Annotated in this window: 16 protein-coding genes; 5 read left to right on the plus strand and 11 right to left on the minus strand. The window is 59.4% G+C overall.

Annotated elements, in window-relative coordinates:
• Positions 1-119: 119 nt before the first annotated feature.
• The 3 genes from ybiB to FKM52_RS02765 all read right to left on the minus strand — a co-directional run bounded on the left by ybiB (position 120) and on the right by FKM52_RS02765 (position 3920).
• The gene (gene ybiB, locus FKM52_RS02755) at positions 120-1112 is read right to left on the minus strand and encodes a DNA-binding protein YbiB (RefSeq protein ID WP_141174712.1); all 993 of its coding nucleotides are present in this window, start codon (positions 1110-1112) and stop codon (positions 120-122) included.
• 3 nt (positions 1113-1115) lie between these two features.
• The gene (dinG, locus tag FKM52_RS02760; RefSeq protein ID WP_141174651.1) at positions 1116-3284 is read right to left on the minus strand and encodes an ATP-dependent DNA helicase DinG; all 2169 of its coding nucleotides are present in this window, start codon (positions 3282-3284) and stop codon (positions 1116-1118) included.
• A 117-nt stretch (positions 3285-3401) separates the two neighbouring features.
• Entirely contained in the window at positions 3402-3920 is a 519-nt protein-coding gene (locus tag FKM52_RS02765; protein WP_141174652.1) for a GNAT family N-acetyltransferase, read from the minus strand.
• Between the two features lie 192 nt (positions 3921-4112).
• On the opposite strand from FKM52_RS02765, the gene FKM52_RS02770 reads away from it, so the two are divergent.
• Positions 4113-4847 (plus strand): MerR family transcriptional regulator, encoded by a 735-nt coding sequence (locus FKM52_RS02770; RefSeq protein ID WP_141174653.1) that lies wholly within the window; start codon positions 4113-4115, stop codon positions 4845-4847.
• A 177-nt stretch (positions 4848-5024) separates the two neighbouring features.
• On the opposite strand, the gene FKM52_RS02775 is transcribed toward FKM52_RS02770, so the two are convergent.
• The 7 genes from FKM52_RS02775 to FKM52_RS02805 all read right to left on the minus strand — a co-directional run bounded on the left by FKM52_RS02775 (position 5025) and on the right by FKM52_RS02805 (position 12848).
• A complete protein-coding gene (locus FKM52_RS02775) occupies positions 5025-5759 on the minus strand; it encodes an ABC transporter permease (RefSeq protein ID WP_141174654.1) in 735 nt (244 codons plus the stop codon).
• Positions 5756-6694 (minus strand): ABC transporter ATP-binding protein, encoded by a 939-nt coding sequence (locus FKM52_RS02780; RefSeq protein ID WP_141174655.1) that lies wholly within the window; start codon positions 6692-6694, stop codon positions 5756-5758. The genes FKM52_RS02775 and FKM52_RS02780 overlap by 4 nt, the downstream gene beginning before the upstream one ends.
• Positions 6691-7851 carry an ABC transporter permease gene (locus tag FKM52_RS02785; RefSeq protein ID WP_141174656.1) on the minus strand — a complete coding sequence of 387 codons (1161 nt, stop codon included), beginning with the start codon at positions 7849-7851 and terminating at the stop codon, positions 6691-6693. The genes FKM52_RS02780 and FKM52_RS02785 overlap by 4 nt, the downstream gene beginning before the upstream one ends.
• A 40-nt stretch (positions 7852-7891) precedes the next feature.
• Positions 7892-8812: a glycine betaine ABC transporter substrate-binding protein OsmF gene (osmF, locus tag FKM52_RS02790; RefSeq protein WP_141174657.1), complete on the minus strand. Its 921-nt coding sequence runs from the start codon at positions 8810-8812 to the stop codon at positions 7892-7894.
• A 199-nt stretch (positions 8813-9011) separates the two neighbouring features.
• On the minus strand, positions 9012-9581 hold the full coding sequence (gene idi, locus FKM52_RS02795; protein WP_141174658.1) for an isopentenyl-diphosphate Delta-isomerase: 570 nt from the start codon (positions 9579-9581) through the stop codon (positions 9012-9014).
• A 146-nt stretch (positions 9582-9727) separates the two neighbouring features.
• A complete protein-coding gene (locus FKM52_RS02800; protein WP_141174659.1) occupies positions 9728-11623 on the minus strand; it encodes a methyl-accepting chemotaxis protein in 1896 nt (631 codons plus the stop codon).
• A 115-nt stretch (positions 11624-11738) separates the two neighbouring features.
• Positions 11739-12848, minus strand: a complete 1110-nt coding sequence (locus FKM52_RS02805; RefSeq protein ID WP_141174660.1) for a suppressor of fused domain protein — start codon at positions 12846-12848, stop codon at positions 11739-11741.
• Positions 12849-13329: 481 nt separating this feature from the next.
• Between FKM52_RS02805 and FKM52_RS02810 the strand changes: the two genes are divergently transcribed.
• The 3 genes from FKM52_RS02810 (at position 13330) to FKM52_RS02820 (ending at position 15497) form a co-directional block, all read left to right on the plus strand.
• Positions 13330-13821: a YciE/YciF ferroxidase family protein gene (locus FKM52_RS02810; protein WP_141174661.1), complete on the plus strand. Its 492-nt coding sequence runs from the start codon at positions 13330-13332 to the stop codon at positions 13819-13821.
• Positions 13822-14233: 412 nt separating this feature from the next.
• Positions 14234-14512: a hypothetical protein gene (locus FKM52_RS02815; RefSeq protein ID WP_141174662.1), complete on the plus strand. Its 279-nt coding sequence runs from the start codon at positions 14234-14236 to the stop codon at positions 14510-14512.
• Positions 14513-14747: 235 nt separating this feature from the next.
• Positions 14748-15497, plus strand: coding sequence for an SDR family oxidoreductase (locus tag FKM52_RS02820; protein ID WP_141174713.1), 750 nt, complete (start codon positions 14748-14750; stop codon positions 15495-15497).
• Between the two features lie 80 nt (positions 15498-15577).
• On the opposite strand, the gene bglX is transcribed toward FKM52_RS02820, so the two are convergent.
• A complete protein-coding gene (gene bglX, locus FKM52_RS02825; RefSeq protein WP_141174663.1) occupies positions 15578-17875 on the minus strand; it encodes a beta-glucosidase BglX in 2298 nt (765 codons plus the stop codon).
• A gap of 163 nt (positions 17876-18038) precedes the next feature.
• Between bglX and dld the strand changes: the two genes are divergently transcribed.
• Positions 18039-19781 carry a D-lactate dehydrogenase gene (dld, locus tag FKM52_RS02830; protein WP_141174664.1) on the plus strand — a complete coding sequence of 581 codons (1743 nt, stop codon included), beginning with the start codon at positions 18039-18041 and terminating at the stop codon, positions 19779-19781.
• The last annotated feature ends 47 nt before the right edge of the window (positions 19782-19828 follow it).

A 19828-nucleotide genomic window follows, 5' to 3' on the forward strand; every position in this document is an offset into this window, starting at 1 on the left:
GCTGATAATGATTACCCTACCCCGGCGCCGCTTGCCGCGCGCGGCGGCCTGCTATCGCGCTAACGGGCGCCAGCTACGGCGCGCGTTTACCTTTGCCGTCAACCGTCGACTGAAACGCTTTATTCGCCGGTTTCAGCCGGCGCCGGATAGCCTGCGGCATCCAGCTGCGCCAGCGCCGCTTCCAGCGTTGCGCTGCGCCCGCTGGCGACGTAGCAGCAGGCGATTTGCAGCCGCAGCGCCTGCGGCACCGGACGCGCCTTAGCCACTACCTGCTGAATCCAGGCGGCGGTGATTGCCGCATCCTTATCCTGCGGCAGCTGGCAGCGCTGCTCTGGCTGACGCGCCAGCAGCTCCTGCGGCTCGGCCCCGGCGCCGTTAATCCAGTTAATCGCCGGACAGCGCGCAGGGTTAGCGTAAACTTCCCCTTCCGTGCCGTTGAGCAACAGCGCAATGCCGCCGCAGGCGCTGAAAAATTTACCGACGCGCGGAATATATTCCGGGTGCGAGACGCTGGCGAGACGCAGCGCCGCCGTTTCGTCAAACGGCGTGATCAGCTTCGCCAGCGTATGGGCGCTGTTGCGCACTCCCAGCCGCCAGCGCAGCGCCAGCTGTTTCGCCAGCGGCGAACAGAGCGTATCGATGCTGATAAAGACCGGCTCGCCGCCGTCCAGCCTCGCCTGCGCCTGCGCGATATCGGCAGCGGGCGCGATGCCCAGCGCCCGAAACACCGCCTCGCTGGTAACGCGCGTGGCATCTTCACTGACGCCGTGCACCACCACCGGAAAACCGAGGCGCGAGAGCAGCAGCGCCAGCAGCGGCGTCAGGTTGCCCTGGCGACGCGCGCCGTTATAGCTGGGGATCACTATCGGCAGCGGCTGGCCTGCGGGCGGCTTCAACCGCTGCACGCGCTGTTGCAGGGCGCGGTAAAAGCCCGCCAGCTCCGCCTCGCCTTCGCCCTTGATACGCATCGCCACCAGCAGCGCGCCCAGCTCCAGCTCCGGCACCTCATCGTTCAGCATGGCGCGATAGAGTTGATAAGCGCTCTCTTCATCGAGATCGCGGGCGTGGTTTTTGCCGCGCCCCACTTCTTTAATCAGTTGGCTGTACTGCAACATTTAACGCTTTTCCTTTTTTCGTCGTCGGCTCGCCGGGGTTGTTTTGACGCTGGCTGGCTGCTTTATCGGGCCGTCAGGCACTGGCGGCTGCGCGATGGGAAAAACCGGCAGCGCTTTTAACAGCCGTGCGCCATAGGCTTTAGTCAGCAGGCGCCGATCGTAAATCACGATTTCACCGCTACACTGGTGGCTGCGAATTAAGCGCCCTACCTGCTGGATCAGGGTAAAGGAGGCGCTCGGCAGGCTCTGCACCTCAAACGGGTAACGCTTCAGGCTTTTCAGCCACTCGCCTTCGGTCAAAATTACCGGACTGTCCACCGGCGGAAAAGCAATTTTATGAATATGCACCTGCGTCAGCAGCTCGCCTTTCAGATCCAGCCCTTCGGCAAACGACTGCAGCCCCACCAGTACGCTGGTCTCGCCCTGCGCGACCCGCCGGCGGTGCAGCTCCACCAGCCGGTAGCGCGGCTGATCGCCCTGCACCAGCAGCATCAGCCGCAGATCGCTAAGGTGCGAGATAAACTGCTGCATGGCGCGGTTGCTGGCGAACAGCACCAGCATTCCTTTATGCTCGCCCGCTTCAACCTGATGGCGAAAAAAGTGCGCCATCTCGGCGATATGCTGCGCCTCGTTCGCCATCAGCGGCTCATAGCGCATCTGCGGGATAACCAGCCGTCCCTGCTCTACGTGGTTAAAGGGCGAACCGAGCGCCACAAAGCGATCGCCTGCCTTTTCGCTCAGGCCGGAAAGCTCCTGCAGGCGGTTAAAGCTGTTCAGCGACTGCAGCGTGGCCGAGGTCAGCACCACGTGCGGCACTTTGCGCCACAGCAGCTTTTCCAGCTGCTCGCTGACGCGAATACCGGCGCAGTGGAAAAAGAGGTGCGGCTGCCCTTCGCGCAGCTCGCGGCTGACCCACTTCGACACCGGCGCGCCGGAAGCGTGCTCCATCGACGCCAGCCGCCACAGCTTGCTGATGTTTTCAAACCAGCCGAAGGCGCGGTTCATCTGTAATAAGGTTCGATGCAGGCGCACCACGTCATACTGGCCGGTTTTTTCGCTAAGATCGTTCAGCAGCGCTTCCGCCAGCCCGCGCAGCCCGTCGCTCAGCTTACAGAGCCGGGCGCACAGCGCCATCATCTCTTCCGGCAGCTGCCCCATTTCAAAGCGAAATTCCCCTTCCTGCGGCTCCGGCGGCAGCCAGAGCGCCAGAATGCGTACCAGGCTGGCAAGCTGCTCGCGCCACTCATCGCAGCAGCTTTTCAGCCTCTCGATATTCGCCAGCGGCGGCGGCGATTTTGGCCGAAAATGCGTCAGGCAGGTTTCCACCAGCCGTACAAAGAGATCCAGCTGCAGCTGGTTAAAAGCGGGCGAAATATCGGCGCTGGTTTCCAGCGCGTCGCGCGCCACCTCCGGCAGATGGTGGCCCTCATCCAGCACCAGCAGCAGCTGTTTAGCCGGCGGCAGCACCGATTCGCTCTCCAGCGCCGCCATCACCAGCGCATGGTTCGCCACCACCACGTCCGCCTGTTCGATTTCGCGGCGGGCGACGAAAAAGGGGCACTCGCGATACCAGTGGCAGTTGCGTCCGAGGCAGTTCGCCTTATCGGTGCTGAGCCGTTGCCAGAGCGAATCGCCAATCGTCTCTTCGCTGTGATCGCGCAGGCCGTCCCACTGATAGCGGTTTAGCGCTTTTTCCAGCCTGACGCACTGCGTCCGCTCTTCTTTGCTGGCGACCATATCCTCATCAAGGAACAGCAGCAGATCGCCCTGCTGTTCGCTGTCGGTCGCCAGCGCGTTCAGGTTGCGCGGACAGACATAGCGCCCGCGCCCGAAGGCGGCGGTAAATTTCAGTTCGGGAATGATTTTTTTCAGCAGCGGCAGATCCTTGCTGTAGATCTGATCCTGCAACGCCACGTTGGCCGTGCTGACGATTAGCGGCTTCTCTTCCGCCCGCCCAACGGCGATGCCGGGAATAAGATAGGAAAGGGTTTTGCCCACGCCGGTAGGTGCTTCAATCGCCAGGTGACGCCCTTCTTCGCCGGTCAGGGTTTTCGCCACTTCGGCAATCATCTGCCGCTGCGGCGCGCGCGGAATAAAATCGGGAACCTGCTGCTGCAGCGCTTTATACCATTCGCCTATCTGCGCTTTTAACGCTGCGGTTAGTGCCATCTTGCTCTCTTCCTGCCTTGATGACCTGTATTTTTACACAGTATCGCGTCGGCGTCAGCCGCTTATCGGCGAATCTGGAAGATAGCTTCCGTAACCGGCAGGCACGGAACGCGCAAACTACGCCAGCCGCTTATACATAACGGTAGTGGCGTCCATCGCCCCTGCCGGCGACTGCGCATAATAAGGAATCGCGCCGGCAATTTCCCAGCCCAGCGAAAGATAGAGCAGGCTGGCGATATCGCCGCTGCGGGTATCCAGCACCATCAGGCTGCGCCCCGCCTGTTTGACATACTGCTCCGCCCGCTGCATCAGCTGGCGCGCAATCCCCTGGCGACGCGCAGCGGGATGCACCAGCAGCTTGCCGATTTCAGCGCGATGGCGGCCATTGGGCATGCCGTTCCAGATAATGGTTACCGTCGCCACCACGTTTCGCCGCTGACGCGCCACCAGCAGCAGCCGCTCACCGCGATCGAGGCTGGCACAACTGTCCAGCCAGTAATTGCGCATCAGCAGGCGATCCGTCGGATCGGTAAAGCCTACGCTGGCGCCGTCCGTTACGCATTCCTGCAGCAGATCGGTCAGCGCTTCCAGTTCGCCGCGCGCCTGCTGCCCATTCAGTAACTGATACTCGATCATCGCTCTCTCTCAGTAAAAAAGCCCGCCTTTGCCGGCCAGGATACGCCGCTGCCGGTAAGCGTAGTGACACGAGAATGCGCAGTTTTGCGGGAGCGATCAAGTTGTACAATCTAAAAAAGAATGTACAACTTGCCGCGCCTCCGCTAAGGTTAAAGCAGAAATTCCCGTATCCCTGACAAGTAGAGGAAGTGCATGACCCTATACAGCATCGGTGATGTCGCCGAACGCTGTGGTATCAACCCGGTAACGTTACGCGCATGGCAGCGTCGCTATGGGCTGCTGAAGCCACAGCGTACCGAAGGCGGGCACCGACAGTTTGACGATGAAGATATCCAGCGTATTGAAGAGATCAAGCGCTGGATCGAAAGCGGCGTACCGGTAGGCAAAGTTAAGGCGCTGCTGGAAGGCGATAGCGTCAACGCTCATGACGGCTGGATGACGTTGCAGGAAGAGGTAATGAGCGTGCTGCGCTATGTACGCCCTGCCCGGCTGCGCACCAAGATCGCCGCGCTTGGCCGCGAACACCCCGTTGATGCGCTTATCGATCACGTATTTGTTCCGGTGCGGCAGCGTCTGGGGATGGACCAAAATACCGCGAAGGCGATGTGCAGCCTGCTTGACGGCGCGCTGATTGATTATGTCGCCTTCTGCCTGACCAGCGCGCGCAAAAAAGCGGGTAAAGATGCGTTGATTATTGGCTGGGGCGTGGAAGATCGCACCCGCATCTGGCTGGAGGCGTGGCGGCTTTCGCAGGCGGGATGGCGGATGGATGTGCTGGCGGAACCGCTGGAAAATCCGCGTCCTGAACTGTTTCCCGGCCAGCAGATTTTTGTCTGGACCGGCAAAAAGCTGACCCGACGCCAGATGGAGCAGTTTGCCCACTGGCAAGAGCAGGGCTTCTCGCTTGCCCTGCACGGCCAGAGTTAAATGCGCGTTAAAGGGGCGTAAATTACCTGGTCGCCGAGGGCGGATCGCGCTATGATCCGTTCTCATGTTTTATCTTCGCAGGTAATAGAATGAACTGGCAAAAATTCCTGGTCGGCACGCTTTTTTTCATCATGGCGGTCGGCGGTACCGGCGGGCTGATGCTGGTCGGCTACACCATTATTTTACATTCCCGCTAAGCCAGCGCTGCAGGCGCTCAAACAGGCGATCCACCACCAGCGCCAGTAGCGCCACCAGCACCGCCCCCTGAATCACATACGCCGTATTAAACCCGCTCAGGCCGATAATTACCGGCGATCCCAGGCTTTTGGCGCCCACCGTCGAGGCGATCGCCGCGGTGCCGATATTGATAATGGTCGAGGTGCGAATCCCCGCGAGGATCACCGGCGCCGCCAGCGGCAGTTCGACGCGTGTCAGCCGCTGCCAGCCGCTCATACCAACGCCGCGCGCCACCTCGCGCGCGCTTTCCGGCACCGATTCCAGCCCCGCCAGCGTTCCCTGCAGAATCGGCAGAATGCCATACAGCAGCAGCGCAATCGCCGCGGGCCGCTCGCCAAAGCCGATCACCGGCACCGCTAGCGCCAACACCGCCACCGGCGGGAAGGTTTGCCCGGCGGCGGCCAGCGTCTCCACCAGCGGGCGAAACTCACCTCCGGCGCGACGCGTTACTGCGACGCCCGCGCCGATGCCGATCAGCGTCGCGCCGAAGCTGGAAGCCGCCACCAGCGTAATATGCGCCAGCGCCAGCCGTAAAAAACTCTCCTGCTGATAGACCGGACGATCCAGCTGCGGGAACCAGGCGGCAAACAGCGGGCCGCTGTACGGCATCGCCAGCAGCAGCAGGACAAACAGCGCGATCAGCCACGGCAGCGGATCGCATAGCCGCTTCCTCATGCCCCCTCCCGCTGGCGCAGCAAATCGTCGAAGTGCAGCACGCCCAACGGCGCCCCCTGCGTATCGGCAACCGGCAGCTTATCGGTCTGACGGGTAATAAACAGCGACAGCGCCTCACGCAGCGAGGTATCGGCGCTAATCGGCGCGCTCTCTTCCAGCCACTCGCCGCGCCGCGCCGCCGCGCCAGCCTGACCCAGCGCCAGCAGGCGCACGCCCAGCTCGCCGCGCCCGAAAAAATCGCGTACGAACTCATTCGCCGGACGCGCCAGCAGCTCCAGCGGTTTGCCCTGCTGCACGATGCGTCCGTTATCCATCAGCACGATATTATCGGCCAGCGTTAACGCCTCATCGATATCGTGCGTAACCAATACGATAGTGCGTCCCAGCAGGCGGTGAATACGGATCATCTCCTGCTGTAGCGTGCCGCGGGTAACCGGATCGAGCGCGCCGAACGGCTCATCCATCAGCAACACTTCGGGATCGGCGGCCAGCGCGCGCGCCACCCCGACGCGCTGCTGCTGTCCGCCGGAAAGCTGATGCGGATAGCGATGGCGCAGCTCATCATCAAGGTTGAGCAGCGCCAGCAGCTCGCTTACCCGCGCCCGCCTGCGCGCCGACGGCCATTTCAACAGCCCCGGCACGGTGGCGATATTCTTTTCCACCGTCCAGTGCGGAAACAGCCCGATCGACTGAATGGCGTAGCCCATGCGCCGCCGCAGCGCCTGCGCGTCAAAGCTGCGAATCTCTTTACCGGCAAACTGAATGGAACCCGCATCATGTTCGATCAGCCGGTTAATCATTTTCAGGGTGGTTGACTTGCCGGAACCTGAAGTGCCGATCAGCACGGTAAAGGCGCCTTCGGCAATATGCAGATTAATTTCATCCACCGCCGCCTTGTCGGCGAAAAATTTACTGACCTGATTAAACTGGATCATAGGTTGCGCTTCTCCAGCAGGGAGATAAGGAGGTTAAACAGAACGTCCACCAGCACCGCCAGCGCGACTACCGGGATAACGCCGAGCAGCGCCAGCTCCAGCGCGCTGCTTAACAGCCCCTGAAAGATAATGGCGCCGAAGCCGCCCGCGCCAATCAGCGCGGCAATCACCGCCATGCCGACCGTCTGGATGGTCACCACGCGCAGGCCGCTGAGCAGCACCGGCAGCGCCAGCGGCACCTCGACCAGCCAGAAACGCTGGGCGCGCGACATGCCCATGCCGCTGGCGGTTTCCCTGACGCCCGCAGGCACCTGCTGCAGGCCCGCCACCACGCTACGAACCAGCGGCAGCAGCGCATAGAGCACCAAAGCGATCAGCGCAGGCGCCAGGCCGATGCCGCTCACCCCCAGCCGCGCCAGCCAGGGAAAAAGCCCGGCCAATCCGGCCAGCGGCGCGATCAGCAGGCCGAACAGCGCAACCGACGGCACGGTCTGGATAATATTCAATACGGAAAAAACCGCGGCCTGCCAGCGCGGGCGACGATAGCAGAGGATGCCCAGCGGTACGCCCAGCGCCAGCGCCGGGATCAGCGTGGCGATCAGCAGCAGCAAATGCCGCGTCAGCGCCTGATCGAACACATCCTGACGGTTGGCATACTCTTTCAGCAGCGACAGCTGATCGAGCTGCCCGCCGAGCAGCAGCAGAATCAGCGGCAGCCACAGCTGGGCATTCAGCAACAGCCGCAGCGAGGCGCTGCGCGTCAGGCGCGTCACGCTGTCCGCCGCTATCAGCAGGCAGAGGGCGCAGGCGGCCCACAGACCGCTGCCGAAACCGGTACGCGCCAGCGCGCTGCCCTGCTGCGCCAGCGTCTGCGCGGCATGGCCGCCCAGCGCCACCAGCAGCGTTAGCAGCAGTTCGCAAAGCAACAGCGTCAGGATTAAGGTGGGGCGTTTCAGCGGCTGCCAGGCCAGCAGGAGCAGCAGAGGCAGGATGACTAAAATCAGCCAGCCCGCGCCGTGCAGCAGCTGCGTCAGCATCACCGGCTGGCCGGAAACCAGACGGTTAGGCGCAAAGCTGGCGAACGGCAGCGCAAACAGCGCCGCCGTCAGCAGCAGCGTCAACAGCAGCAGGACGCGGTTATACAGGGCGAATCGCAAAATCACTCCATCAGCCAGATGAGATTATCAGGCGTACCCGCTACAGCAGTTTCTTCTGTTGCAGCCAGTCGGCAGCAACTTTTTTCGCATCCTGGCCCTCCACGGCAATCCTGGCGTTCAGCGCCTGCAGCGTCTTTTCATCCAGCGCCGCAAACACCGGCTGTAGCCAGGCGGCGATATCAGGATGTTGCTTTAGCGTCGCCGCGCGAATTACCGGCGCCGGCGCATAAATAGGCTGCACGCCCTGCGGATCGCTCAGCGTTTGCAGCCCCAGCGCGGCAACCGGGCCGTCGGTGCCGTAGGCCATGGCGGCATTGACCCCGTAGGTTTGCTGCGCCGCCGCTTTGATAGTTACCGCGGTGTCGCCGCCCGCCAGCGACAGCAGCTGATCCTGCTCCAGCCTGAAGCCGTAGGCTTTTTCAAACGCGGGCAGCGCATCGGCCCGCTCAATAAACTCAGCGGAGGCGGCCAGCTTAAAGGCGCCGCCCTGCTTCAAATAGCGGCTGAGATCGGCCAGCGAGGTCAACTGCGCTTTTTGCGCCAGATCGCCGCGCACCGCAATAGTCCAGGTATTGTTGGCCGGCGCGGGCGTCAGCCACACCAGCTGATTTTTCTCAGCATCCTCTTTTTTTACCTTTTCATAACCCGCCTGGGCATTTTTCCAGGCGGCATCGCCCGCCTGACTGAAGAAGAAGGCGCCGTTGCCGGTATATTCGGGATAGATATCCAGCTCGCCGGCAACGATAGCGCCGCGCACCACCTGAGTATTGCCGAGCTGAATCTTATTCACCGTCGGCACGCCATGTTTTTCCAGCACCTGCAGGATAATATTGCCCAGCAGCGAGCCTTCGGTATCGATTTTGGATCCCACGCGCACCGCATCGGCGGCATACGCCTCTCCTGCCAGCACGAACAGCGCGGCCAGCGTCAGTAAGCCGCGACGCGCAGTAGCGAAAGCCATAGCTTTTTTCCTTTTATGTAGGGTTTTGTCAAAGCGTAGCGCAATTCGCCGTGCATGTTGGAAAAACACCTTTTTTCTGCGGGTTGCCGCGCCGGGAAAAACACGGGCGGCAGCCAGCTCAGCGGCAGGCCTGCTTAATCAGCGGCTTAAGCAGGTGACAGTAATAAAGCGCGCTATTCCGCTGACGGCGCGGCGACGGCTAGCGGTTGCAGGCAGCTGCAACGCTTTCCGGGGCGACGGCGCCTTGCGTAAAGCGCGCCAGCTGCGCGGGGATGCGCGCGAAGGTATGTAAAAACCACGGGGTAAAACGGGAGGGGGCGCGCATTATCTCCTGCTCAATCGCGGCCAGCGAGAGCCAGCGGCTGGCATCGGCTTCGTCAGGATTAAGCTGCGGCTGACAGTCGCTCATGGCGAAGAAAACGTGCCCATATTCATGCTCTGTCAGGCCGTTGCTCAACGACAGGTTGTAGCTCAGCTCAAACATCGGCGTCAGAGGGAGGCGCAGCCCCATCTCCTCGTACAGCCGCCGCTCTGCCGCCACGCGCGTCGATTCCTGAGGAAAGGGATGGCCGCAGCAGGTATTGCTCCACAGGCCGCCGCAGTGATATTTCCCGCTGGCGCGCCGCTGCAGCAGCAGCTCATGCCGGCGGTTGAAAACGTAGACCGTTACCGCCCGGTGCAGCAACCCCTTTTGATGAACTTCCAGCTTTTCCATTTTGCCGGTAGGGCGATCGAGGTGATCGACAAGGATAACTTCAATAGCTGACATGCAGGCTCCTTCAGACTTATCTTAGCCATTGTGGCATATCCGCCGCCGCGCCTGTCGAAAAAAGTGGTTGTCTTTATCACAAACCGGGCGAAAAAAGCATGCTCTGCGCGGCGTCCCGTAAATTAACGGAACGCCCGCAGGCTTTTTTACAGTTTGAACGCCTTCACTACCTGCTCCAGCTGCACGCTCTGCTCCTCCATCGCCTGGGCGGCGGCCGAGACCTGCTGCACCAGCGCGGCGTTCTGCTGCGTGGTGCTGTCGAGCTGGTTAATCGCCACGTTGACCTGATCGATGCCCATGCTCTGTTCGCGGCTGGCGGACATAATCTCTCCCATCAGCGTGGTGACGCTGGCTACGCCCTGCATCAGCTCATCCATGGTATCGCCCGCCTCGCCCACCAGCCGACTGCCGGCATCGATGCTGGCTACCGAGGTTTCAATCAGCTTTTTAATTTCACGCGCCGAGTTGGCGGAGCGTTGGGCAAGATTGCGCACCTCGCTGGCGACTACGGCGAAACCGCGTCCCTGCTCGCCGGCGCGCGCCGCCTCCACCGCCGCGTTCAGCGCCAGGATATTAGTCTGGAAGGCGATGCTGTCGATCACGCTAATAATATCCACCACTTTGCGCGACGAGGCGTCGATATCGCCCATGGTGGCGACGACGTGGCGCACCACTTCGGTGCCGCGCGCCGCCACCTGCGCGGCGTTATCCGCCAGCTGGCTGGCGTGCGTGGCGTTATCGGCATTCTGGCGCACGGTGCCGGTCAGCTGTTCCATCGAGGCCGCCGTTTCAACGATTGAGCTGGACTGCTCTTCGGTACGGGCGGAGAGATCGAGGTTGCCGCTGGCAATCTGACGCGAGGCGGAGGTTATCGCCAGCGCGCTGTCGCCCACCTGGCGCATCAGCCCCTGCAGATAGGCGATAAACTGGTTAAAGCTCTGCGCGACGGCGTTAAATTCCGGGCTGTTGCTGGCGGGCAAACGCTGCGTCAGATCGGCGCCGCCGGTAGAGAGCGCCAGAATATTGTTATTCAGCAGGCTCAGACGCTTCATCATGCTGCGGACAAAACCCAACAGCACCAGCAGCAGCGCGATGGCCAGCGGGATCTGCACTACGCCGAGACGTGAAAGCATAGAGTGGGTCTGCTGCGTCAGCAGGGCGGTCGGCACGTCGCTCGCCAGATACCAGGGGCTGCCGGCAATCGGCTGTACAAACAGCGTGCGATCGCCGTTTTCATCCTGATACTGGCTTGTTACCGGCTGCTGTCCGGCCTTGCTCAGCAGCGCCTGCAGCGGCGCGGAGAGCGGCAGGCCAAGCTCGCTCAGGTTTTGCAGCTTCGGCGTATCGTTCACCAGCGCCGCATTCCCCACGACTTTACCGTCCGCCTCAACGATCAGTACGCGCCCGTGGATAACTTCGCCCATCTCTTTTGCCAGATGGTTAAAGAAGCCCAGCGTCACATCGATAGTGGAAACGCCCCATACGGCGCCGTTACGGTAGATCGCCATCGCGCAGTTGGTGCGCGGCTGCGGACTGGCGGCATCCTGATAGGCGTTGGCCCAGGCGCAGGCGCCCTTCCCGGCGGCCAGCCCCGCTTTGTACCACGGCTGCTCATAATATTTATCCGCTTCCGGCGAGTTCCAGAAGGTATTGAGCTGCAGACGGTCGCTGGCATCGCGGGCGAAGAAGGTGCTGAACCTTTCCCGGTCCGCCGCGCGCATGCCGGGCAACGGCCAGATGCCGCCGCCAAAAACGTTGTTGTCCTGATACTGGTTCACCAGCGCAGGCAGCAGGCTATCGATCGCCGCGCTGTCCATAACGCTGACCGCCTCGGTAATAGTGCGCTGCTGTGCCTGCACGCGGTTCATCTGCTCGACGATGCGCGCCGCCAGCGCATCCACCTCATAGCGCACCAGACGTTCTTCATTCGTTTTTAACTGCGGGGCAACAAAAAGATTGATAACCACCACGGTAACCGCCATCAGCAGCAGGAAAAACGCTACCAGGGTTAACGTAAAGCGGGCCTGCGTTGTTTTTAACATGTCCACACCCTTAACCGAAAGGGCCTGATTGCCCTGCTGATGTTAACGGCGTGTGGGAACGTTCCTTGAGGCGATCGCGATCAAATTTTTTAAAAATGTCGCCCGGCGTCGCCGCTTATTCTTGCTGTTCAACCACCTGCTGACGCGGACGGAAAATATGGCTGGCGCCGTACTGCAGCAGGCGCGTAACCAGCTGCATTCCTCCGGCATCATCCTGCTGGGCGAATGCCTGCTCCGCGGCAGTAACCGGCGTGGCCCACAGCAGATTTACCCGCTCGCCTTCGCGCTTCGGCAGCGTAAACTGGCCGCTTTCGCCGCCGAGCGTGGCGGAGAGCAGAAATCCTTCAAAGCCAACCGGGGCCACTGAGGAGCTGAGGATATGCCCTTCTCCCAGCCAGTTAAGGCTGCTCCAGGGATAGTGCGCATAGTTCGCCAGCGCGCTGGCCATGCGGATAGCGTTATCTTCCGTCATCACTTCCGCATCGATCGCCATCGCCAGTTCGGTACGCCGGTACTGCGGCGCCAGATCCTCATAGAGGAAATCGACCCACGGCATGGGACGAATACACATGCCGAGGGTGAAGAAATACCAGACGCCCTGATGATAATGCTGTGAAAGCGCCATCGGCGGCCAGCGTCCCTGATCGATGCCGTAATATTTAACCGATGGCCCGTAGTGCGCCTCGTAGCACTGCAATAAATCATGCTCCACCGGCTGCCAGAGATGGCCGTCATGCCAGTCGCGCCAGAACTGCCGATGCGTCAGCGCTCTGGCGTAATACAGATTGGTAGAGGCGGAGCCGAGCGGCGCGGTCAGCCGGTTCTCTTTAATGCAGCCGGCGGAAAAGCTGACCTGTTTATTCTGATAGAGGCTCCAGCCGGGAATAACCGCCAGCAGCTGGCCCTGATACCAGACCGCCGCGCCATCGTCGGTCGGTTCCCAGATAATTTGCAGTCCGGCGGGATCGAGCGCCGGCTCCGCTTCCAGCGTGCGGCAGCAGTCGGCGCTGAGCAGCGGCGCGATGCCCTGCTCTATCGCTGCGCGATCTTCCTGCAACGGCGCAGGCAACAGATTACGCAGCCAGCAGCCGCGTACCGCGAAGCGCGAGCGAAAGGGTTCGGTGGGCCAGATATAGAAGTAGGCGGCCCGCTCGGTCTGTTCGATGATGGCGGTTAACGTCTGTTGCTGGTTGGTGACCTCAGCAATCAACTGCGAATTTGTCATAGTGCCTCAACGCAACGTAGAGGAATCCATTTTCCCCGAGAATAGGGTAGGATCCCTTTTCTCGCCACGCCGCAGCAAGGGTAAAAGTCTCAAAGTCACGCTTATTGCCGCATTTACACCTCCGCAGGCGCGACGGCGCGGGCGGCAAAATATTTGTCACCCACGCCCTTTATCTTAGGGTAAATAAGGTAAAAACCGCCTTTCACCGTTTTTAGCCAGGCAGCGGCTTAAACCAACGCTTTTTCCTGCCGCCGCTGCGCTCGGCAATAAGATTTCACACTCTTTTACGCAGCCTGACGTTTTATATAACTGCTTGTTTATAAATCTTTTTATTTCCCCTGCTGATAGTAATTAATGATAAAGCCTTATTTTTCAGCCGGTTAAAAGCGAAACGCTGAATAGTTGCCTGAGCGCCCCGTCTCTACCAGGCTTTGAGAGCTAATGCAGCACACCGATACACCATTAGAGGGAGAGAGGCATTATGACTATACAATCGCTAAACGATCTGTTTGTTCATACCTTAAGCGATGTTTACAGTGCTGAAGTTCAGTTAACCAGGGCGCTGCCGAAAATGGCGCAGGCCGCCACCGCAGAAAAACTTATCGAGGGCTTTACGCAGCACCTGGAAGAGACGAAAGGCCATATTGAGCGGCTCGATCAGGTGATCCAGGCGCTTGACGGCGTCGAGTTGCAGAACGTTACTTGCGTAGCGATGGAGGGGCTGATCAAGGAGGGCGAGGAGATTATTCAGGAAGTTGAGCAGGGGCCGGTACGTGACGCGGGCCTGATTGTCGCCGCTCAGAAAGTCGAGCACTACGAGATATCCAGCTACGGCTCGCTGATGGCGCTGGCGAAAAACCTGGGTTACGACAATGTCGTCTCTGTCCTGAAGAATACCCTGGATGAAGAGAAAGCCACCGATGAGAAACTTACTATGCTGGCCGAGCAGCAGGTGAATCAGCACGCCGCCTGACGCATATTATTTATCGTCCGTTTGATGCTTTTTCTACAGCGCCTGAATAAACCGATTGGTAAGTGCCGATCGGTTTTTTTAATTTTTTAGCAGCTATATGCTCATTTCCTTAATTTCTAAATAGCTAAACCCTTTCTTTTTAAAAATAAGATAAATCAGCTAGTTATAAAAAATGCCGTACACGAAATGAAATATAGAGTATTGCTGTTGCCATGATGATGCAAATCGCCAGAGTTTTTGAAAACTATCAGGCGCAATGGTTTTTCAGTTGGTACACGGATAGCGGCTATAGCTGTGAAGATCTGACGTCAGATCTGCGGTGTTTTTATAAGTCAATAAATGTTGTCTGCTTTTTTTTGCATGGTTACTGGTGCCATTCCCACAGCATAAAGAATACGAAGAAACCAGCTGGATGAGTTATTATTTATATACCGATAAGGATATCAGGCAGACGCCTAAAATATCTCAACATTATATTTATAACGTGCCTGATGGCGGCGCCAGAGAAATGAGCAACATCATGTTTTATGACGCGTTCGAACCCGCATCGCTGCGGCTGTATCTAAAAACCATCGGTTTTCACTGGAAAGTGAAACAGAAGACCGCACAGAAGAAACCTGGCTATCCCATACAAGTAGAAATATCGTTTTCTCTGTTAGCATGGACAGACAAAAAAGTATTATTCGCTTAACTAAAACTGTCATCTGAGTTGTTATAGCAACTATTAAGGTCAGGATTTCATCCCCAAAAGCCCATACGGACCTGCTTGTTTCTTTTTATATATTAGCTGCGTAAAAGCTTTACCCCGATTAAGTGTGATAAGCATCGCATATTACACACAGCCACATTGTTTTTTAATAATTAAAATTTATTTTTAAACTTCCCTTCCCTGTTATCCTTCAGGATGCAATAAATTGACGGCATCGATAAAAGAGAGAATTACCCTGATTACCGGCGGCGATCGCGGCATCGGGCGCGCTACTGCGCTAACGCTGGCGCAAAAAGGCCATACGCTCTGTATCGGCTACCGCTGTCGGCAGGATCGGGCCGCAGAAACGGTAGAGCTGATTCGCCGTGCGGGCGCTAAGGCGATTGCGGTGCAGGCGGATATCGCCGATGAAGAACAGGTGATGGCGCTGTTTCAGCAGATCGATCGCCATCTCGGCCCGCTGACCGGGCTGGTCAATAACGCCGCCGTGCTTAAGCCGCAGGCCTCCGTTGAACAGCTGGACGCGGCGCGCATCGCCGCGCTGTTTGCCGTTAACGTCACCGGCAGCTTTCTTTGCGCGCGTGAGGCGGTAAAGCGCATGGCGCTGCGTCACGGCGGCCAGGGCGGCGCCATTGTCAATGTCTCATCCGCCGCCTCCCGCCTCGGCGCGCCCCATGAGTATGTTGACTATGCGGCTTCCAAAGGCGCGATCGATACGCTGACCGTCGGCCTGTCGCGGGAAGTGGCGGCGCAGGGCATCCGCGTTAACGCCGTCAGGCCGGGTTTTATTTATACCGAGATGCACGCCGACGGCGGCGAAGCCGGACGCGTGGATCGCGTTAAGGCGCAGCTGCCGATGGGGCGCGGCGGGCAGCCGGAAGAGGTGGCGCAGGCGATCGCCTGGCTACTGTCGGACGAAGCCTCTTACGTCACCGGCAGCTTTCTTGATATGGCGGGCGGCAGGTAGCGCGCCGCCAGCGCGGGAAGCGCCGCCAGAGCAAAAAAAACCGCCCGGCGTTAACCGGTCGGTTTCACTGGCTCACGCCATTACAGCAGAGTGAATTCAGCTTCCTGCGTTCTCACCGAATCGAGCCCGATCATCACTTTAAACTTGCCCGGCTCCGCAACCTGCTGCATACGCTGATTCCAGAATTTCAGCGCCTCAACGTCAATCGGGAAACGCACGGTCTGTGATTCGCCCGCCCTCAGCATAATACGCTTAAAGCCCTTCAGCTCTTTTACCGGACGGCTGACGCTGGCTACCTCATCGTTCAGGTAAAGCTGCACCACCGTTGCGCCATCGCGCTTGCCGCTGTTGGTGACCGTGACGCTCGCCTCCAGTTTACCGTTGCGCGCCATGGTAGTTGAGGAGAGGGCTACCGGCGAGAGGCTGAAGGTGGTGTAGCTCAGGCCGTAGCCGAACGGGAACAGCGGACCGTTAACCGCATCATAGTAGTGCGAGGTGTATTTGTTCGGCTTTTCCGGGTTATAGGGGCGGCCGGTAGGCAGATGATTGTAGTAAACCGGAATCTGCCCAACCGAGCGCGGGAAAGAAACCGGCAGCTTGCCCGACGGATTGTAATCGCCAAACAGCACGTCGGCGATGGCGTTGCCCCCTTCGGTGCCGCTAAACCAGCTTTCCAGCATCGCATCCGCCTGCTGATATTCATGGGTCAGCGCCAGCGCGCGCCCGTTCATCAGCACCAGCACCAGCGGTTTGCCGGTGGCTTTCAGCGCCGCCAGCAGTTTTTGCTGGCTCTCCGGCAGCGTCAAATCGGTACGGCTGGAGGCCTCGTGCGCCATGCCCTGCGCTTCGCCCAGCGCCAGCACCACCACATCCGCCTGCCGCGCCGTGGCGACCGCCTCATCAATCATCTGCTGCGGCGTACGGCTGTCAACGGTTACCGCCGGCTCATACTGATTAAGGAAGTCCTGGATGCCTTTATGATCGGTGACGTTCGCGCCTTTGGCATACAGCAAAGTCGCCTTACCGGCGGTAGCGTTTTTCATCCCCTGCAGCAGGGTTACCGACTGCTTCGCTACGCCCGCCGCCGACCAGCTGCCCATAATATCGCGCTGGCTATCCGCCAGCGGTCCGATCAGCGCGATGGCGCCCGCTTTTTTCAGCGGCAGCGTTTCCAGGCGGTTTTTCAGCAGCACCATGCTTTTACGCGCGACGTCGCGCGCATCTTCACGATGCAGGCGGCTTTCCGCATTGGTATCCGCCGGATCGCCGCCTTTTGGCCCCAGGTGGCTATAGGGATCGTTAAATAATCCCATATCATACTTCACGTTCAGCACGTGACGCGCCGCATCGTCGATCTCCTGCTGCGAGACCACGCCGCTCTGCACCAGCCCAGGCAAATATTTGCTGTAGTATTCATCGCCCATGCTCATATCGATACCGGCCTTCAGCGCCACGCGCACCGCATCCTGCGGATCGCTGGCGACGCCGTGCTTAATCAGCTCTTTAATCGCGCCGTGATCGCTGATGGTAATGCCCTTAAATTTCCACTGGTCGCGCAGCAGATCCTTCAGCAGCCAGCCGTTAGCGGTAGCCGGCACGCCGTTGATGGAGTTGAGGGAAACCATTACCCCGCCGCTGCCGGCGTCCAGCGAGGCCTTGTAGGGCGGCATATAGTCCTGGAACATACGCTGCGGACTCATATCCACCGTGTTGTAGTCGCGCCCGCCTTCAACCGCGCCGTACAGCGCAAAATGTTTTACGCTGGTCATCAGCGCATAGCGATCCGCCGGGCTGCTGCCCTGCATCGCCTGCACCATCGCGGCGCCCATCTGCGCGGTCAGCCAGGTATCCTCGCCAAAGCCTTCCGATCCACGCCCCCAGCGCGGTTCGCGCGTGACGTCCACCATCGGCGCCCAGGTCATATTCAGCCCGTCATCCGCCGCTTCATAAGCCGAGATGCGCCCGACGCGCGCTACCGCGTCGAGATCCCAGCTGGCGGCCAGCCCCAACGGAATCGGAAAGATAGTGCGCTGCCCGTGCACAACGTCATAGGCGAAAAACAGCGGAATTTTCAGGCGGCTAAGCTGCATGACCTGATCCTGCATCACGCGAATGTCGGGGCGGGTAACGGTATTGAAAATCGCCCCCACCTGGCCGTTTTTAATCATCTCGCGGATCGCCTCTTTCGGGTTATCCGGCCCGACGCTAATCAGCCGCAGCTGACCAATTTTTTCATCCAGCGTCATTTTCGCCAACAGATCGGTGACAAAGGCATCGCGCGCCTCAGGCGTCAGGCGATGCGGGCCAGACAGATCCTCAGCAAAGGCGGGCTGGACCGCCAGGGAAACCGCAAGACTCAGGGAATAAATCCATTTCATCGGATTGGGCTCTCAACAAAAACGCAGGAAGAGTTTTATAGTGATATAGCAACAGGATAGCTTCAGTGTGCCACAGGATGAGAATAGCAGGTAGTTTTCAGAGCAGACGCTTTTCTGCCTGAACTGCTAAAGTAGAATCGACATACATAACAGGACAATGGATATGCACCCTCATCACAATCCCGCCAGCCAAAATCTGCTTAATGATCTACGCCGCATCGTCGGCAACAGCCATCTGCTGACCGATCCCGGTAAAACTGAACGTTACCGGAAAGGTTTTCGCTCCGGACAGGGCGATGCGCTGGCGGTGGTTTTTCCCGGCACGCTGCTGGAGCTGTGGCGCGTGCTGAAAGCGGCGGTAGCGGCGGATAAAATCATCCTGATGCAGGCGGCGAATACCGGCCTGACCGAAGGATCGACGCCAAACGGCAACGATTACGATCGCGACATTATTATTATCAGCACGCTGCGTATGGATCGTATTCAGCTGCTGGATAAAGGGAAGCAGGTACTTGCCTTTCCCGGCGGCACGCTCTTTCAGCTGGAAAAAATACTTAAGCCGCTGGGCCGCGAACCGCACTCGGTGATTGGCTCTTCCTGTATCGGCGCCTCGATTCTCGGCGGCGTCTGCAATAACTCCGGCGGCGCGCTGGTTAAACGCGGCCCGGCCTACACCGAAATGTCGCTCTACGCGCAGGTGGATGAACAGGGCCAGCTGAAGCTGGTTAACCATCTGGGTATCGATCTCGGCGCCACGCCGGAGCAGATTCTGGGCAAGCTGGACGACGAGAGCTGGCAGGAGAGCGACGTCCATTACGATTCGCGCCAAGCCTCCGATCATAATTATGTTGAACGCGTGCGCGATGTTGACGCCGATACGCCGTCGCGTTTTAACGCCGATGCCAGCCGCCTGTATGAAGCCTCCGGCTGCGCAGGCAAACTGGCGGTGTTCGCCGTGCGTCTGGATACCTTCGAGGCGGAGAAAAAGCAGCAGGTGTTCTATATCGGCGCTAACGATCCCGCCGCGCTGGAAGATATCCGGCGTCATATTCTCGGCCATTTTAAAAATCTGCCGGTGGCGGGCGAATATATGCACCGCGACATGTATGACATCGCCGAAAAGTACGGCAAAGATACCTTTATCATGATCGATAAGCTGGGCACCGATAAAATGCCGCGCCTGTTCAGCATTAAAGGGCGCGTTGACGCCATGCTGAGCCGCTTGCCGATTTTCGGCGCGCATTTTAGCGACCGGCTGCTGCAGAAGCTGAGCGCCCTCTTCCCGGCGCACCTGCCGAAGAAGATGAAGGTCTGGCGCGATCGCTATGAGCACCATCTGATGCTGAAAATGGCCGGCGACGGCGTGGAGGAAGCGCGTCAGTTCCTGAAAGATTTCTTCCGCGAAGGCGGCGGCGATTATTTCGAATGCAGCGATGAAGAAGGCGCAAAAGCGTTTCTGCATCGCTTCGCCGCTGCGGGCGCCGCGGTGCGTTATCATGCGGTGCATCACGATGAGGTGGAGGATATTCTGGCGCTGGATATCGCGCTGCGTCGTAACGATCGCGAGTGGTTTGAGAAGCTGCCGCCGGAGTTTGACGATAAGCTGGTGCATCGCCTCTATTACGGCCACTTTATGTGCCACGTGTTCCATCAGGATTATATCGTGAAGAAAGGCGTGGACGCGCATGCGCTGAAAGAAGCGATGCTGGCGATCCTGAACCAGCGCGGAGCGGAATATCCGGCAGAGCACAACGTCGGTCATCTGTATGAGGCGAAGCCGCAGATGAAAAAATTCTATCAGCAGCTCGATCCCACCAACAGCTTTAACCCCGGCATCGGCAAAACCAGCAAGCAGAAACACTGGGGCGGATGCGGCTGCGACGGCCAGCGCCGCGCCGAACAGTAATGCTCAGGCCGCCGCGCTCAGCGCAGGGCGGCGGCGCTCATCAGAAC

The sequence above is a fragment of the Mixta tenebrionis genome, assembly GCF_006517625.1.
Classification (GTDB): Bacteria; Pseudomonadota; Gammaproteobacteria; order Enterobacterales; family Enterobacteriaceae; genus Mixta; species Mixta tenebrionis.

Bases quoted from the DNA above. Each gene is read 5' to 3' on its own strand.
- osmF (WP_141174657.1), bottom strand. From the start codon at position 8,812: ATGGCTTTCGCTACTGCGCGTCGCGGCTTACTGACGCTGGCCGCGCTG.
- FKM52_RS02770 (WP_141174653.1), top strand. From the start codon at position 4,113: ATGACCCTATACAGCATCGGTGATGTCGCCGAACGCTGTGGTATCAAC.
- FKM52_RS02765 (WP_141174652.1), bottom strand. From the start codon at position 3,920: ATGATCGAGTATCAGTTACTGAATGGGCAGCAGGCGCGCGGCGAACTG.
- FKM52_RS02815 (WP_141174662.1), top strand. From the start codon at position 14,234: ATGAGTTATTATTTATATACCGATAAGGATATCAGGCAGACGCCTAAA.
- FKM52_RS02780 (WP_141174655.1), bottom strand. From the start codon at position 6,694: ATGATCCAGTTTAATCAGGTCAGTAAATTTTTCGCCGACAAGGCGGCG.
- dld (WP_141174664.1), top strand. From the start codon at position 18,039: ATGCACCCTCATCACAATCCCGCCAGCCAAAATCTGCTTAATGATCTA.
- bglX (WP_141174663.1), bottom strand. From the start codon at position 17,875: ATGAAATGGATTTATTCCCTGAGTCTTGCGGTTTCCCTGGCGGTCCAG.
- FKM52_RS02775 (WP_141174654.1), bottom strand. From the start codon at position 5,759: ATGAGGAAGCGGCTATGCGATCCGCTGCCGTGGCTGATCGCGCTGTTT.
- FKM52_RS02800 (WP_141174659.1), bottom strand. From the start codon at position 11,623: ATGTTAAAAACAACGCAGGCCCGCTTTACGTTAACCCTGGTAGCGTTT.
- idi (WP_141174658.1), bottom strand. From the start codon at position 9,581: ATGTCAGCTATTGAAGTTATCCTTGTCGATCACCTCGATCGCCCTACC.
- dinG (WP_141174651.1), bottom strand. From the start codon at position 3,284: ATGGCACTAACCGCAGCGTTAAAAGCGCAGATAGGCGAATGGTATAAA.
- FKM52_RS02810 (WP_141174661.1), top strand. From the start codon at position 13,330: ATGACTATACAATCGCTAAACGATCTGTTTGTTCATACCTTAAGCGAT.
- FKM52_RS02805 (WP_141174660.1), bottom strand. From the start codon at position 12,848: ATGACAAATTCGCAGTTGATTGCTGAGGTCACCAACCAGCAACAGACG.